The sequence below is a fragment of the Pseudomonas sp. KH_024_B2 genome (genome assembly GCF_057839965.1).
Window position 1 is genome coordinate 5,185,693 of the sequence record NZ_CM174502.1, and the last position, 14,341, is coordinate 5,200,033.

Genomic DNA, 14,341 nt, shown 5'->3' on the forward strand with positions numbered 1-14,341 from the left:
TGTAGCCCCGTCGAAACTTTCTCGTCAACAACGCAGTCATCTGAAGAGTGGGGTGATTGAGCGACAAGGAACGGGAGGAATCATGGCGGCGATTCATATCGGCATTTCCGGCTGGCGCTACAAGCCTTGGCGCGGTGATTTCTACCCCGAGGGGCTGACCCAGGACCGCGAGTTGCAGTTCGCTTCGCGGGCGGTCAACAGCATCGAAATCAACGGTTCGTTCTATGCGTTGCAAACGCCGCAGCGGTATGCCGAGTGGTACGCCGACACCCCGAAAAACTTTGTTTTCAGCGTCAAGGCGCCTCGCTATATCACCCATATCCTGCGCCTGCGGGACGTCCACAAACCCTTGGCCAATTTCTTCGCCTCAGGGCTGCTTGAGCTCAAAGACAAGCTCGGACCGATCCTCTGGCAATTCCCGCCGAGCTTCAAATTCGACCCCGTATTGTTCGAAGCCTTTCTCGCTCAATTACCCACTCGCACCGAGCAAGCCGCGACCCTCGCCCGCCAGCACGAACCCCGCCTGAACGGCAAAGCCAGCCTGAAGGCCCATACGAAAAAACCGCTATGGCACGCCGTGGAAATCCGCCACGAAAGCTTTGCCATCCCGGAGTTTGTCAGCTTGCTCAAGCGTTATGGGGCGGCGCTGGTTATCGCCGATACGGCTGGCAAGTGGCCCTACCGCGAAGACCTGACCGGTGATTTCGTTTATATGCGCTTGCACGGTGACAAAGAGCTCTACGCCAGCGGTTACACGCCCGAGGCACTGGAGCGCTGGGGTCATCGAATCGAAACCTGGACTCACGGCAAACAACCGTCCGATGCGCACCTGATCGACCCCGAACAAAAACCCAAAGCGCGAAAAACCCGCGAGGTGTTTTGTTATTTCGACAATGACATCAAAGTCCGGGCGCCCTTCGATGCCCGCAGCCTGCTGCAGCGCTTGGGTCTCGATACCGCACTGGCGACCGAACCGGGCAAATCACCGGCGCCTGGGGTGTTGCCATGAGCCTCACGGAACCGACGGGCGAACATTGCGACATCCCCCCGGGCAGCACCGCGATCTGCCGCTTTACCGTGCTGACCGTCAATATCCACATGGGTTTCACCGCCCTCAATCGACACTTTATCCTGCCGGAACTGCGCGAAGCGGTGCGCAGCGTGTCCGCCGACGTGGTGTTTCTCCAGGAAGTGCACGGCATCCACGAGCGTCATCCACGGCGCTACAGCAATTGGCCGACGATGCCGCAATATGAATTCCTCGCCGACAGTATCTGGCCGCAATTCGCCTATGGACGTAACGCGGTGTATCCCGATGGCGACCACGGCAATGCGCTGCTGTCGAAATTCGAGATCATTCGCCATGACAACCTTGACGTATCGATCACAGGTTCCAGGCAAGAGAACCGCGGGATATTGCATTGCGTATTGCGCTTGCCCGGTGACGACCGTGAAGTGCACGCGATTTGTGCCCATCTTGGCTTGCTCGAAATCCATCGCCGCCAGCAGTTGCAGCTATTGGCGCAACGCCTGGAAGCACTCCCCGCCGATGCACCGGTGATTGTTGCCGGCGACTTCAACGACTGGCGCCAGCGTGCCGATGCGCTGCTCAAACCCAGCGGCTTGCGCGAAGTGTTCGCCGAACACTATGGCAAGCCGGCGCGCAGTTTCCCGGCGCGGCTGCCCGCCTTGCGTCTGGACCGGATTTACGTGCGCAATTTGAAGGCGCAGCATCCGAAAGTATTGAAGGCACGCCCTTGGTCGCATCTGTCCGATCATGCGCCGCTGTCGGTGGAGGTCGAGCTATGAGTAGCACGCCGATGGAGAAAACCCCGGTGGATAACTTATCCACAACCCAATCCTTACGGGACCGGGCGCTTGAAGATATCGAGTACGGTTGGCAGAGCAACAATCGGGTGCAGTTACTGGAAAATGGCGAAGAGTATTTCCCCAGGGTGTTCGAAGCCCTTCGCCAGGCGCAGAACGAAATCCTGATTGAGACCTTCATCCTGTTCGAGGACAAGGTTGGCAACGAGCTGCAAAGCATCCTGATCGAAGCAGCGCAACGCGGCGTGCGGGTCAGCATGAGCCTGGACGGCTTCGGCTGCGGTGAACTGAGCACCGGGTTTCTGGCGGCCTTTAGCGCTGCCGGAGTGCGGCTGCAAATATTCGACCCGGCGCCCCGGACCTTTGGTATGCGCACCAACTGGTTTCGCCGCCTGCATCGCAAGATCGTGGTGGTCGACGGCGAAATTGCCTTCCTTGGCGGAATCAATTTTTCTGCCGATCATCTGGCCGACTTCGGGCCCGAAGCCAAGCAGGATTACTCGGTCGAGGTGCAGGGCCCGGCGGTGGTCGACATCCATCATTTCGTCCTGCTGGAAAATGGTCGCCCGGCCCGCGCCAAATATTGGTGGCAGCGTCGACACCTGCGACGCAAGGAGCTGGCGCTCAGTGAACATGACGGCCAGGTACGCCTGGTTTATCGCGACAACCGCGAGCACCAAACGGACATCGAGGAGGTGTACTTACAGGTCCTGCGCAAAGCTCGACGACGGGTGGTCATCGCCAACGCCTATTTCTTCCCCGGCTATCGCTTGCTGCGCGAGATCCGCAACGCGGCGCGGCGCGGGGTCGAGGTTCGGCTGATTTTGCAAGGTCAGCCGGACATGCTGGTCGCCAAGCTCGCGGCGCGGCTGCTCTACGACTATCTGCTCAAGGATGGCGTGGTTATCTACGAGTATTGCGACCGGCCATTACATGGCAAGGTCGCGCTGGTGGATGAGGAATGGAGCACCGTGGGCTCGAGCAACCTCGACCCGCTGAGCCTGGCGCTGAATCTGGAAGCCAATGTGCTGATCCGCGACCGTGCGTTCAATCGCGAGCTGTTCGAACGACTCGATGAACTGACCCGTGAGCACTGCACGAGCATGCCGGAAAACCGCACCCCTCGCGGGCGGCTATGGCACTTGACCATTGGTTTTCTGGTGTTCCACATTCTGCGGCACTTTCCGGCCTGGGCCGGTTGGCTGCCGGCGCACAAACCGCGCCTCAAGCCCTTTATCCATAACGCCGGGGAACAGGTGCCATGACCTCTCCCGACTCACATCCGGCACAACCTCACACCGCCCATGGAAAACCGGGCTGGAAACGCTTGAAGCGCGCGCTGAGCGTTGTGTTCTTTTTACTGTTGATCGTGCTGTTCACGATGCTCGCGCGGCGTATCGACTGGGCGGAAGTGATCGAAACCCTGGCCGACTACAAATTGCGTACGCTGGCCCTCGCTGGGGGTCTGACGCTGGTGAATTTTCTGGTGTACGCCAGCTTTGATCTGATCAGCCGGACCTATATTCGACAAGATCTGGGCTGGCGACAGGTGTTGCCGGTGGGGATCATCAGCTACGCCTTCAACCTCAACCTCGGCGCCTGGATCGGCGGTATGGCCATGCGTTATCGGCTGTATTCGCACCTGGGCGTGAGCACCGGCAATATCTCCAGGATCCTCGGTCTGAGCATTGCCACGAACTGGCTGGGCTATATGACCCTGGCCGGGGCAGTATTCAGCAGCGGTCTGGTTAATCTGCCGCCAGGCTGGAAGCTCAGCAGCGATGCGTTGCAAGGGGTGGGGTTTGTGTTGCTGGTGCTGAGTGCGGCCTATCTCCTCGCCTGTCACTTCTCCCGGAGACGGACCTGGACGTTACGCGGTATCGCAATCAACCTGCCTTCGTTGCGCATGGCCCTGGTGCAACTGCTACTGGGCACGCTCAGCTGGTCATTGATGGCCGCGGTGGTTTTCACCTTGCTGCCCAGGCAACTTGACTACCCGATGGTGCTGGGCACTTTGCTGATCAGCAGCATCGCCGTGATAATTGTCCATGTCCCGGCCGGGCTCGGTGTGCTGGAAGCGGTGTTCGTCACGCTGCTGCAACATGAGGCATCGCGCAGCAGCGTGCTGGCCGGGATGATTGCCTATCGCGCCATTTATTTCATTGTGCCACTGCTGATTGCGCTGTTGATGTATCTGTTGATCGAAGCGAAGGCCAAGGCGTTGCGGGTGAAGAAGAAGCCGACTTGAGAGGTGCGTTGAAGCTGATGCCGCCATCGCGAGCAAGCTCGCTCCCACACTGGATCTTCTGTGGACACAGGATTTGTGAACGCTGCAGATCCCCTGTGGGAGCGAGCTTGCTCGCGAATAATCGCACCTCATTGCGACTGAATGATGCTCAACCGCTCGCCCACCACCATCTCGGTAACCCAGTTCACCAGAATCGAGGTGTAGGCCTGTTGGGAAACCGGATCGCTCAGGGCATGATCGGCGCTATCGATGATCCGGTGAGTCAGCGAGTGAGTCTGCTGACAGGCCGCGCGATAACTCATGATGGTCGCGTGGGGCACGTACTCATCGTGTTCGGATTCAACGATCAACACATCCCCGGTAAACGCCGCACACGCATGCAGCGCACGATTGCTTGCGGCATTCACCCGGCTGCTGCGGTAATCGAGCAAATCGGCTTTATCCAGATCGCGCTTGGGGGTGTGCCACAGGTCATCGCGGTACAGCGCCGGGACTCTCAGCGCCAGCCAGCGCACCGGCCGCAACGAGGTCAGGATGCTCGCCAGATAACCGCCATAACTGGTGCCGACGACCGCAACCGCCGAGGTGTCGAGCGCCGGGTGCGCCAGCAAGCGGTCATAGGCGGCGAGCAGGTCACGCAGGTTGTCTTCGCGGGAGACCTGCGACAGCGCAATACCGTTACCGGCATGGCCGCGCAAGTCGAACGTCAGGCACACGCAACCCAAGCCGGCGATGCCCTTGGCCCGTTCAAGATCCCGCTCCTGACTGCCGCCCCAGCCATGCACAAACAATACTCCCGGGACTTTCGATTTGGGGCTGAGAAAGGTCCCGCTCATCTGTTCATTGTCGATATCGATCTGAATCGTTTCGCTTCTAGCCGTCATAGGATTTAACCGTTACGTACTTGAGAAGGAAATCACTGCATTGAGCCGGGCCCCGGAACACTTCGATCGCATCCGCCGGCAATGCCTGATCAGTATAGGTCTCCACCGAAGACACCCTGATCGCGCGCATCGAAGGATCGTTGACGAATGCCTGTAGCGCCGCCACTTCCGCGCTGCTGGCGCCACCCATGCGCCATGACTGCTCCAGCACGCCGCTGCGACTATGGCCATCGGCATCCATCCCTTGGGCAATGTCGTAATTGCGCCGCGACGCGAAGAACGTCGGATAAGCCTCGTCCGCCGCCGCATCGAACACTCGCGCCTGGCGGATCGCCAGACGCACGTCATCCGGCAGTTCAAGGGCGAGCAAATCGTCATAACCGCCCTGCACCACCAGCAAGTCAGAGCCGCCGTAGACCTCTTCACCCTGGCCGTCTTCGGTCAGGTACTGCTCGCCGCAATAGCTCAAGAGTTTGCCGGCGATAGAAGTCTGGCCGACGCTGTGGGTCATGACGTTGTGCAGATCCTGCTCGAGTACCACACCCTCGCTGAATAGCTTCGCGGCATCAGGCCGGGCAACGACTTCATCGAATTGGTCGAGGCTGTTGATAACTTTCTGACCACGACCCGCGCAGGCGTGAATCGGTTTCATCCGGATCGGGCCGCTATAGAGCAGATGGCTTGCCGCTGGCCGCGCATCCCTCAGCGAAAAGACGCTGATGCCGTCCAGCACCACGGTGCGAACTCTTTCGCAAAACAGCGGCGACCAGCCCTCGGGCGCTACCGCGTCTTTATTCAACAGCCCATGGGTAATGGCTTTGGTGCAGATAAAGGCGTGCTCGACATAACCGCCCCACAGGTCATCCGGGCCCTTGAGCCCAAACTGCCTTGCGCCCTCGGCGCCGACGATAGTTTGCGTCGGCACCAGATAAAGGTCGCGAGTGGCGTGTCGCTCGACGTCATAACTGCCGCCGAACTTGAGCCCGAGAATCTGCGCCAACCATCGCGCCAGCGCACGGTTGGTTTCGACTTCATGCAGCGGTGCCTGGGGTCGGACCGAATGGGCGACCACCAGTTTCTTGCGTTGTGCCGGGGTCATGCGTTCCCCCTCTGGCAATGCGCGTAATGAGTATTCCCTGATGTCTGCAGGGATCAGGCCAATAAGGCAGGTGACAACACGCCCCCAGATCAGCGGGTTGATGGGCGGCTACTGGCATTTGGCCTGTTTTATTTTGCACGACCACTGTCGTGGGCAGCGCATTTTGCACGATACGTGTTTCAGCCCTGTTCCACCCTCGCCGCCACCGCTGGCGCACTGACGCCGAAGCGGGTCCGGTAATCGCTGGGGGCAAGACCGGTGATCTTTTTGAAGGTCGCGCGAAAAGCGCTCGGATCCTGGTAGCCGACGGTCCAGGCAATATGGTCGATGGTAGCGTTGGTGAACTCAAGCATCTCCCGGGCCTTGCCGACTCGCAGGTGCTGACAGTATTCGGTGGGTTTCAGCCCGGTCGCCGTCCGAAAGCGCCGCAGGAAGGTGCGCTCTTCCAGCCCGGCCTGCTGCGCCATCGCGGCCAGCGAGACTTCCACCGCACCGTTACCTTGCAGCCAATGCTGGACCTTGAGAATCGTCGGGTCGCCATGGCCGAGTATCGGCGCAAAGTTACTGCCGCACTGGCTCGCACTGTCGCTGTGCTCGACCACCAGAAACCGCGCAGTGCTGGTCGCAATGCTCGGCCCGAGCAGACGGTCCACCAGGCGCAAACCCAGTTCGGCCCACGCCATGAGGCCCGCAGTGGTGATCAGGTCACCGTCATCGACAATAGGCTTGTCGGCGTTGAGTTTGACCGCCGGGTAACGCTCGGCGAATTGTTTCGCCGAGGTCCAGTGAGTGGTCGCGCTGCGGCCATTCAGCAAACCGCTTTCGGCCATCAGAATAGAACCCACGCACACCCCGCCGAGGGTCGCACCGCTGGCGTGTTGCTGGCGAATCCAGTGGATCACCGCTGACGGCGCCTGACCGGCAGAAAAGCCGGCAATCGACGGCGGGATGAGCACCGCCATCAACGCCTGATCAGGCCCCGGATGACTGTCGAAGACCCGCACCGGCGCCTCAAAGGCATCTGCGCGCCAGTGACTGACCCGCAGCAGCGGCAGTTGCGTAGCCTGATGTTCGGCAGCAATGCGGTTTGCCACACCAAACAGATCGGTCAAGCCATGTACCGCCGCCATCTGCGCGCCGGGATAGATCAGCACGCCCAATTCGACGACTGCGCGTTCTACGCCCATTGTCAGTTTTCCCCCTTCTATTGTCGGTGCGGCCAATCCTCGAACGGCCGACCAGACCCAATACTTGATTCCACACAAACACTTCCGAGGAAACACCCATGGCCAAGCAAGCACTCATCGTAGTCGATATCCAGAACGACTACTTTCCCCACGGAAAATGGCCGCTGGTGGGCGTCGAAGCCGCCGCCGACAACGCCGCACGGCTGATTCAGGCCTTTCGCGATGCCGGTGACGCGGTGGTGCACATCCGCCATGAATTCACCTGCGACGCAGCGCCGTTCTTCACCCCTGGCTCTGAAGGCGCGTACCTGCACCCTAAAGTCATCAACCGCGCCGACGAGCCGGTGGTGCTCAAACACTTCGTCAACTCGTTCCGCGAAACCGAACTACAGTCAATCCTCGACCAGCAGGACATCGAGAACCTGGTGATCGTCGGCAACATGAGCCACATGTGCGTCGATGGCATTACTCGAGCCGCGGCCGACCTTGGCTACAAGGTCATGGTGATCCACGACGCCTGTGCCACTCGTGATCTTGAGTTCAATGGCCTTACCGTTCCGGCCGCCTACGTGCATGCCGCCTTCATGTCGGCACTGGGCTTTGCCTATGCAAGCGTGGTGTCCACCAACGATTTCCTGGCTGCCAACATGAAGGCGTTTGCCAAAGGCTGATCCGACCCGATGGCCCACCGCGTTTTAGCGCTGCGGGCCATTTTTCCTGTCGCGGTGCAGCTCACGCGTGAGCTATTGATGATTGTAAAAATTACCTGTAGTGTTTCTCACGCGTGAGATTTTTTTACAACGGAGTCACTGCATGAAAAACCGCTCTCCATCAGGTTCGCCCGCCGAGCCCGTTACTGCATCAGAGAGCCAAAAGGGAGAGCGCTCGAAACCGTCCGCGAAAAAACCATCCAGCTTTTATATGAAGCAGATGCGCGCGGGCCTGGCTGCCGCCGGTTATGTGAAACACGAGACTTGGGTGCTTCCCGAAAACCGAAGCCTGCTCAAGCAGATGGAGAAACAGCTACGCCAACCGATTCTGGCTGGCTCATTCATGTCGGAGGATTACATGAGCGCAGGTAACAACTGGAACATCGATCGCCTCTTCAGCGCCCTTCAGGCCCTTGATGACGTGGTCTCGAACGACATCACCCTGTCCCTCGTCCAGGGCTCGGAACCCAGCATCAAGCTGGAAATGAACGATTTCGGTGGCTTGCCGATTTACATCGCGGTCGTTGGCGAACAGATCATTGTCGACACCGTCCTGGTCGACCTCGAATCGATCAACGACGTGCAGGCATTCAATGATGCCGTACTGCGCAGCCGGGAAATGTTCCCGCTGTCCTCGATTGGCATCGAATCCATGCCGAACGGGCAGACCGTCTACAACATGTTCGGCGCACTGAGCTCCGACTCCAGCCTGACCAACGTCGTCACCGAGGTCAAAATCCTCGTCGACAACGTCCAGCGCGCCAGCGAAGCCTTTGAACGCTTCTTCATTTAATTTTTCGGGAACAGGAAATATCCAATGACTCAGTCCATCTGGAGCAAATTGTTCACCGCGCTGCGCGGCGGCGCCAGCGAAGTCGGCGAAGCCATCGCCGACCAACAGGCCCTGCGCATCCTCGATCAGGAAATCCGCGACGCCGACGGCGCCTTGGCCAACGCCAAGCGTGAGCTGGTCACCATTATGGCCAAGCACAAACTCTCGACCGATCGCGTGGGCGAGTACAACGCCAAGATCAAGGACCTGGAGTCCAAGGCCATGGCCGCGATCCAGGCCAACCGTGAAGATCTGGCGCTGGAAGTGGCCGAAGCCATTTCGACCCTGACCAACGAACTCGATGCCGAGCAAAAGCAGAGCAGCGAATTCGGCGCTTACGCAGAGAAAATGCGTAAAGACATCAGCAAAGCCGAAAGCCGCATCAAAAGCCTGCGCCAACAAGTGGATATGGCCAAGGCCCGGGAGAGCGTACAAAAAGCCCAGGTCAGCGCCTCGATCGCCAGTGGCGGCGCCAACGGCAAGCTGGAAACGGCTGTCGGCACCCTGAATCGCCTCCAGGCCAAGCAGCAGCAACGCGCTGCCGAGCTGGAAGCCCACGATGAGTTGGCCGACGCATCGACCGGCACCGACCTGGAGCGCAAGCTGCGCGAGGCCGGCATTACCCCGGACCAGGGCAGCGCCAGCGCGATCCTGGACCGCCTGAAGAAAAAATCGGCCGAGTAACCACCAGGTAACACGACGATATCTTGTGGGAGCGGCGGTGCGGCGATCCGACTTGCCCGCGAAGAAAACACCGCGGTTTTTCAGGCATTACGCGTCATCGTTCTTCGCGGGCAAGCCACGCTCCCACAGGTTCTGCGGCTTAACTTACCGGCTGCCGAGTCGAGGGCAAGAATGGATACCCTGAAGGGCTTCAAGATAATCGCCGGCCTGGCCATCTTCATGGTTGCGGTGCAGCTGCTGAATGCTGCGACCGGCAACCACCTCGTTGCATTCGGCCTGGTTCCGAGAACACTCCACGGCCTGACAGGCATCATCACCTCGCCTTTCTTGCATGGCTCCTTTGCCCATCTGGGCGCAAACCTGATTCCCTTTCTGATGCTGGGCACGCTGGTCATCGTCGAAGGGCTCAACCGGTTCATTACCGTCAGCGCGATTATCATTCTGCTGGGTGGTTCGCTTGTCTGGCTGTTCGGCTTTCCCGGCTCGCACATTGGCGCCAGCGCCTGGGTGTTCGGGCTGTGGGCATATATCCTGTGGCGCGCCTGGTTCCAGAAAAGCTGGGGCAATCTGATCGCCGCCAGCGTCGTGGTCCTGCTCTATAGCGGATTGATCTTTGGCTTCCTTCCCCGTCACGGCACTTCATTCGAAGGACATATCTTTGGTGCATTCGCCGGATTTATTGCAGCGAAGGTACTTCTATCTGCGCCGCGCAGCAGGTTTAATGCCGTCCGGTAAACGCATTTGAGCTTTCAGATCCGGGGCGGTTACTTCGCCAGGATTGAGTCAACCCAAGGAGCCAGGGACGAAATGTCGATTTTTCTTTTATTGCGCGCATACGCGTCGTCCTTTTTCCATAAATTTGGCTGGGCGGGCCTGGCCATTGCCTTGGGCATACACATCGTCACGGCCTATCTGGGCCTGGTATTGCTGGGCGAACAACACCTCACGCCCCCCGCCACGTTTATCTACTTCTACCTCACCACCACGCTGACCGTCGGCTATGGCGATCTCGCGCCACAGACATCGGCGGGACGAATTTTCGTGGCTACCTGGGTCATGCTCGGGGGCATTGCGCTGCTGACGGCAGTCATCGGCAAAACCACCAGCAGCGTCATCGATGTATGGAGAAAAGGCATGAAGGGCAAAGGCGATTTCACCGGCAAGGTCGGCCATACGGTTCTAATCGGCTGGGAAGGCTCGTCCAGCGAGCGGGTCATTGAATTATTGCTTCAGGACGAAACCTCCAGCGACAACCTGATCGTCATTTGCGATTGCGACCTTGAAGAAAACCCCATGCCGGGCAAAGCGGCATTTATCAAAGGCGAAAGCCTGTCCGCCGCCGCGCTTTTACTGCGCGCCGGCGTGCCTGGCGCCGAGCGCGTCCTGGTGCGAACCCATTCGGACGATCTGACCCTGGCCACCGTGCTGGCGGTCAATCAACTGAACCCTGCCGGGCATGTGGTCGCCCACTTCAATGAAAGCGAAATCGCCGCCCTCGCCAGCTCCTACGCCCCCAACCTGGAATGCACCTCGAGCATGGCCATCGAGATGCTGGTGCGCGCCTCTCAGGATCCCGGCTCGTCAGTGGTCATCAACGAATTGCTGTGCGTGGGCCAAGGCGCAACCCAATACCTGATGAAGCTGCCCGAGACCTACGAGGCAACGTTCGGCGATCTGTACGCGCAGATGAAAGAACGCCACAACGCCACCCTCATCGGCTATCGCGCCAAGGGCGCCCGACAACCTTCGATCAATCCGCCCGGCGCCACTCGCATTCAGGGCGGCGAACTCTTCTACATCGCGTCCACCCGCCTCAAGGAAATCACCAATGGGATGGTTTAAACAGCTGATGGGGCTTGAGGCCCCGAAAGCCAACGCCAGTGTGCCGCTCACCGGTCCGCTCGGCCTGGCGCAGGGCAAGGCCGTGATGTTCGACGCCACCCTGAAGCTGCTGCTCGACGAAAAAACCGCCGTGAGCATTCCTGGCTCCCAGCAGATCTGGAGCGTTGGTAACGTCGATCTCGGGCAGTCGAACTGGTTGTCACGCTATTACATGAACGACGAAGACTACTGGCTGCAAGTGCATACCACCGGCGACATCGCCGGCCAGGTCGAGTCGGTGATTCTGTTCAATTACCTCAGCTACGTGACCATCAACAGTGAAGCCGAGCTTCGTCGGCTGGCGGGTCCGAACAGCCTGATCGGGCTACCGACCTACAACCACGAAGGTGTCGAATACACCCGCGAGTGGGGCACCGAGGAAGGACAAACGGAGTTGGTATCCCTCAGCGAACGCGTCAGCAATCCGGATGAGTCCTACACCATTGAGCACCGCTCGATGCTGTACGCCCGCGAAACCGGCCTGACCGACCGGCGGGAATTCCTGCTGTTTTCCGTCGAAGAAGACGCTGATGGCAGCATCAGTTTGAGCACTTCGCTGGGTATTTCGCTGTACACAACCGACCTGAACACTCTTTAAAAAGGAAAACGTCCATGCTTGAAGCGCTCTCCACTTCGCTGAACAAAGCCGCCGTGCTTGGGTTTGTTTCGTACCTCCTCGGTGCCGCCCTGCTGTTCGCCTTGTTCCAGTTCGTCTACACCCGAATCACTCCGCACAAAGAGTTCGAGCTGATCCGCTCCGGCAACGTCGCGGCAGCGATTGCCCTGGCGGGCGCCATCATCGGTTTCGCCATTCCGGCCAGTAACGTGATTGCCTATTCGGTCAGCATTCTGGACTTCGTGGTCTGGGCGTTGATTGCAGCGGTTGTTCAACTGTTGGCATTCCTGCTGACCAGCCTGGTGCTCAAAGGCGCCCCCGAACGCATCCGCAAAGGTGAAATTGCTGCAGGCATCTACGTGGCCGCGGTGGCCATCAGCGTCGGCATGTTGAACGCCGCGTGCATGACCCCATCCCCGAACTGATCGCGCTACGGAGCCCTCGATGAAACGAAGCAAGTACGTTCAGCTCTCTCTGGCGGCGTCAGTCGCCATGGCGATATCAGGCTGTGAACCGGCGGAAAAAACCTACCCGTTGCAGAAAAAGTACAACTTCCAGTCCGTACAGCAGTGCGCCGATGAGAAGCTCCCGGTGGACGTCTGCTCTGACGCCTACATGACGGCCATGGCTGAGCACCGACGCATCGCGCCGGTATACGACAGCCAGGCCGATTGCGACGCCGACTTTGTCGCCGACTGGTGCCAGCAGGATTCCGCCGGCAAGTTCATTCCCAAGCTTGGCGGGTTCGAACTGACCGCCGATGGCCAGGTCACGCAATCCCAGGTGGACGCTGCCAAGGCGCAATTGCCGGCCTCGGAAGCAAACGCTGGAGGCTCGGGGTTCTCCGGCAGCAGCCTGCTGACAGGGCTGCTGATCGGCAACATGCTGAGCAGTAACCGCTCGAGCTACTTCTCCGAGCCGGTCTATCGCCATCGTGATTCGCGCGGTGGCTTCTCATCCTCAACGCTCAATCAACGAATTGCCTCGGGCTCGACCTTTACCAAGTCCAATCAGGCGAAGTACGGCACGGGCTACAGCACCTCAACCACCAAGCCGAGCAGCAAGGTTACATCGTCCACCTCCCGTGGCGGTTTCGGCAGTCAGGCCAGCGCACGCAGCGGCTGGGGCGGTTCGAGCAGCTCTGGCCGATCGAGCAGTTAAGGAACGAGCGCCATGAAGAAGATCCTCTGCGCAGAGCGTCATGACTGGAAACAGACGGCCGAAAGTCTTGGCTTTCTGTTCCATACCATCGACGACGAACCCTATTGGGACGAGAGCGCGTATTACCAGTTCACGCTCAAGCAGATCGAGAACGATCTCGAAGATCCGACCACCGAAATTCATGAGATGTGCATGGACCTGGTGGCCCGGGTGGTTCAGAGCGAAGAACTGCTGCAGCGCTTGAGCATTCCCGCGCCGTTCTTCGACATGATTCGCACTTCATGGCTCGAAGGCCATCCGCACCTTTACGGACGCATGGACTTTTCCTACAACGGCAGCGAACCCGCCAAGTTGCTGGAACTCAACTACGACACGCCCACCAGCCTGTATGAGGCCGCGGCGTTTCAGTGGGGCTGGCTGGAGCAATGCATTGAGCGCGGCATGCTGCCCGGGCATGCCGACCAGTTCAACAGCATCGACACCAGGCTGCATCAGGCTTTTGCTCAGCTACAGCTCAAACAGCCCTTTTATTTCGCCTCGATGAAAGACTCGGTCGAAGACAAGGGCACGACCGACTACTTGCGCCTGATCGCGGAAAAGGTCGGCATCGAATCACGGCACATCGATATCGAGGACATCGGCCTCAACAGCGAGGGACGTTTCGTCGATCTCGAGGAACGCTGGATTCCTCACCTGTTCAAGCTACACGCCTGGGAATTCATGTTCCACGAACCCTTCGGCGTGGCGATTGCCCAGAGCGACACACAGTTTTTCGAACCGGCCTGGAAGTCGATCATTTCCAACAAGGGCATCCTGCCGCTGCTTTGGGAGTTCAACAAAGGTCACCCGAACCTGCTTGCGGCGCACCTGGATGCCGACCCGGGCAAAGCGGTACCCAAGGGTTGGGTGCGCAAGCCGTTCTTTTCCCGAGAAGGCGCCAACATCGAGCTGCAAACCGCCGACGGTCTGATCGTAAAAGAAGACGGGCCCTACACGGACGCGCCTTATATCCTTCAAGAATTCGCGCCGTTGCCGCAGTTCGGCGATAGCTACACGCTGGTCGGGTCCTGGGTGATCGGCGATCAGGCGGCTGGAATCGGTGTGCGTGAAGACAACAGCTTGATCACCAAGGATTCGAGCCGGTTTTTGCCGCATCTGATACTCGACTGAGCCATTCATCGCTCATAAAAAAGGCCCGGTGCCGTACATCGG

Annotated in this window: 16 protein-coding genes; 13 read left to right on the forward strand and 3 right to left on the reverse strand. The window is 59.3% G+C overall.

All coding sequences use genetic code 11. The features are described 5' to 3' along the window. Window positions 1-82 precede the first annotated feature (82 nt). The 4 genes from AC3I0A_RS24105 to AC3I0A_RS24120 are packed head-to-tail and all read left to right on the forward strand — an operon-like array spanning window position 83 to window position 4,075. Window positions 83-1,009: a DUF72 domain-containing protein gene (locus tag AC3I0A_RS24105; protein WP_489375063.1), complete on the forward strand. Its 927-nt coding sequence runs from the start codon at window positions 83-85 to the stop codon at window positions 1,007-1,009. Continuing rightward, window positions 1,006-1,809: an endonuclease/exonuclease/phosphatase family protein gene (locus tag AC3I0A_RS24110; RefSeq protein ID WP_489375064.1), complete on the forward strand. Its 804-nt coding sequence runs from the start codon at window positions 1,006-1,008 to the stop codon at window positions 1,807-1,809. Before AC3I0A_RS24105 ends, AC3I0A_RS24110 begins: the two co-directional genes overlap by 4 nt. Further along, window positions 1,806-3,092, forward strand: coding sequence for a cardiolipin synthase ClsB (gene clsB / locus AC3I0A_RS24115; RefSeq protein ID WP_489375065.1), 1,287 nt, complete (start codon window positions 1,806-1,808; stop codon window positions 3,090-3,092). Before AC3I0A_RS24110 ends, clsB begins: the two co-directional genes overlap by 4 nt. Further along, entirely contained in the window at window positions 3,089-4,075 is a 987-nt protein-coding gene (locus AC3I0A_RS24120) for a lysylphosphatidylglycerol synthase domain-containing protein (protein ID WP_489375066.1), read from the forward strand. Before clsB ends, AC3I0A_RS24120 begins: the two co-directional genes overlap by 4 nt. Before the next feature lie 128 nt (window positions 4,076-4,203). Here AC3I0A_RS24120 and AC3I0A_RS24125 read toward each other — a convergent pair whose 3' ends face one another. From AC3I0A_RS24125 to AC3I0A_RS24135, 3 genes are all read right to left on the reverse strand, one after another. Then, a complete protein-coding gene (locus AC3I0A_RS24125) occupies window positions 4,204-4,959 on the reverse strand; it encodes an alpha/beta hydrolase family protein (RefSeq protein WP_489375067.1) in 756 nt (251 codons plus the stop codon). After that, entirely contained in the window at window positions 4,949-6,058 is a 1,110-nt protein-coding gene (locus AC3I0A_RS24130) for a DUF3182 family protein (RefSeq protein WP_489375068.1), read from the reverse strand. The genes AC3I0A_RS24125 and AC3I0A_RS24130 overlap by 11 nt, the downstream gene beginning before the upstream one ends. 179 nt (window positions 6,059-6,237) lie before the next feature. Beyond that, on the reverse strand, window positions 6,238-7,245 hold the full coding sequence (locus tag AC3I0A_RS24135) for a GlxA family transcriptional regulator (protein WP_489375069.1): 1,008 nt from the start codon (window positions 7,243-7,245) through the stop codon (window positions 6,238-6,240). Between the two features lie 98 nt (window positions 7,246-7,343). On the opposite strand from AC3I0A_RS24135, the gene AC3I0A_RS24140 reads away from it, so the two are divergent. The 9 genes from AC3I0A_RS24140 to AC3I0A_RS24180 all read left to right on the forward strand — a co-directional run bounded on the left by AC3I0A_RS24140 (window position 7,344) and on the right by AC3I0A_RS24180 (window position 14,299). Then, the gene (locus AC3I0A_RS24140) at window positions 7,344-7,916 is read left to right on the forward strand and encodes a cysteine hydrolase family protein (RefSeq protein WP_489375070.1); all 573 of its coding nucleotides are present in this window, start codon (window positions 7,344-7,346) and stop codon (window positions 7,914-7,916) included. A 250-nt stretch (window positions 7,917-8,166) separates the two neighbouring features. Then, the gene (locus tag AC3I0A_RS24145; RefSeq protein ID WP_489375071.1) at window positions 8,167-8,748 is read left to right on the forward strand and encodes a YjfI family protein; all 582 of its coding nucleotides are present in this window, start codon (window positions 8,167-8,169) and stop codon (window positions 8,746-8,748) included. Between the two features lie 24 nt (window positions 8,749-8,772). Further along, entirely contained in the window at window positions 8,773-9,471 is a 699-nt protein-coding gene (locus AC3I0A_RS24150) for a PspA/IM30 family protein (protein WP_489375072.1), read from the forward strand. Between the two features lie 171 nt (window positions 9,472-9,642). Then, window positions 9,643-10,206: a rhomboid family intramembrane serine protease gene (locus tag AC3I0A_RS24155; RefSeq protein WP_489375073.1), complete on the forward strand. Its 564-nt coding sequence runs from the start codon at window positions 9,643-9,645 to the stop codon at window positions 10,204-10,206. 72 nt (window positions 10,207-10,278) lie between these two features. Beyond that, entirely contained in the window at window positions 10,279-11,313 is a 1,035-nt protein-coding gene (locus tag AC3I0A_RS24160; protein ID WP_489375074.1) for a potassium channel family protein, read from the forward strand. Next, window positions 11,300-11,950 carry a DUF2491 family protein gene (locus AC3I0A_RS24165; protein ID WP_489375075.1) on the forward strand — a complete coding sequence of 217 codons (651 nt, stop codon included), beginning with the start codon at window positions 11,300-11,302 and terminating at the stop codon, window positions 11,948-11,950. Before AC3I0A_RS24160 ends, AC3I0A_RS24165 begins: the two co-directional genes overlap by 14 nt. Before the next feature lie 14 nt (window positions 11,951-11,964). After that, window positions 11,965-12,393, forward strand: a complete 429-nt coding sequence (locus tag AC3I0A_RS24170) for a DUF350 domain-containing protein (protein ID WP_489375076.1) — start codon at window positions 11,965-11,967, stop codon at window positions 12,391-12,393. 19 nt (window positions 12,394-12,412) lie between these two features. Further along, window positions 12,413-13,129 (forward strand): DUF1190 domain-containing protein, encoded by a 717-nt coding sequence (locus AC3I0A_RS24175; protein WP_489375077.1) that lies wholly within the window; start codon window positions 12,413-12,415, stop codon window positions 13,127-13,129. Window positions 13,130-13,141: 12 nt separating this feature from the next. Then, window positions 13,142-14,299: a glutathionylspermidine synthase family protein gene (locus AC3I0A_RS24180; protein ID WP_489375078.1), complete on the forward strand. Its 1,158-nt coding sequence runs from the start codon at window positions 13,142-13,144 to the stop codon at window positions 14,297-14,299. Window positions 14,300-14,341 lie beyond the last annotated feature (42 nt).

Bases quoted from the DNA above. Each gene is read 5' to 3' on its own strand.
- AC3I0A_RS24105 (WP_489375063.1), top strand. From the start codon at position 83: ATGGCGGCGATTCATATCGGCATTTCCGGCTGGCGCTACAAGCCTTGG.
- AC3I0A_RS24110 (WP_489375064.1), top strand. From the start codon at position 1,006: ATGAGCCTCACGGAACCGACGGGCGAACATTGCGACATCCCCCCGGGC.
- clsB (WP_489375065.1), top strand. From the start codon at position 1,806: ATGAGTAGCACGCCGATGGAGAAAACCCCGGTGGATAACTTATCCACA.
- AC3I0A_RS24120 (WP_489375066.1), top strand. From the start codon at position 3,089: ATGACCTCTCCCGACTCACATCCGGCACAACCTCACACCGCCCATGGA.
- AC3I0A_RS24125 (WP_489375067.1), bottom strand. From the start codon at position 4,959: ATGACGGCTAGAAGCGAAACGATTCAGATCGATATCGACAATGAACAG.
- AC3I0A_RS24130 (WP_489375068.1), bottom strand. From the start codon at position 6,058: ATGACCCCGGCACAACGCAAGAAACTGGTGGTCGCCCATTCGGTCCGA.
- AC3I0A_RS24135 (WP_489375069.1), bottom strand. From the start codon at position 7,245: ATGGGCGTAGAACGCGCAGTCGTCGAATTGGGCGTGCTGATCTATCCC.
- AC3I0A_RS24140 (WP_489375070.1), top strand. From the start codon at position 7,344: ATGGCCAAGCAAGCACTCATCGTAGTCGATATCCAGAACGACTACTTT.
- AC3I0A_RS24145 (WP_489375071.1), top strand. From the start codon at position 8,167: ATGAAGCAGATGCGCGCGGGCCTGGCTGCCGCCGGTTATGTGAAACAC.
- AC3I0A_RS24150 (WP_489375072.1), top strand. From the start codon at position 8,773: ATGACTCAGTCCATCTGGAGCAAATTGTTCACCGCGCTGCGCGGCGGC.
- AC3I0A_RS24155 (WP_489375073.1), top strand. From the start codon at position 9,643: ATGGATACCCTGAAGGGCTTCAAGATAATCGCCGGCCTGGCCATCTTC.
- AC3I0A_RS24160 (WP_489375074.1), top strand. From the start codon at position 10,279: ATGTCGATTTTTCTTTTATTGCGCGCATACGCGTCGTCCTTTTTCCAT.
- AC3I0A_RS24165 (WP_489375075.1), top strand. From the start codon at position 11,300: ATGGGATGGTTTAAACAGCTGATGGGGCTTGAGGCCCCGAAAGCCAAC.
- AC3I0A_RS24170 (WP_489375076.1), top strand. From the start codon at position 11,965: ATGCTTGAAGCGCTCTCCACTTCGCTGAACAAAGCCGCCGTGCTTGGG.
- AC3I0A_RS24175 (WP_489375077.1), top strand. From the start codon at position 12,413: ATGAAACGAAGCAAGTACGTTCAGCTCTCTCTGGCGGCGTCAGTCGCC.
- AC3I0A_RS24180 (WP_489375078.1), top strand. From the start codon at position 13,142: ATGAAGAAGATCCTCTGCGCAGAGCGTCATGACTGGAAACAGACGGCC.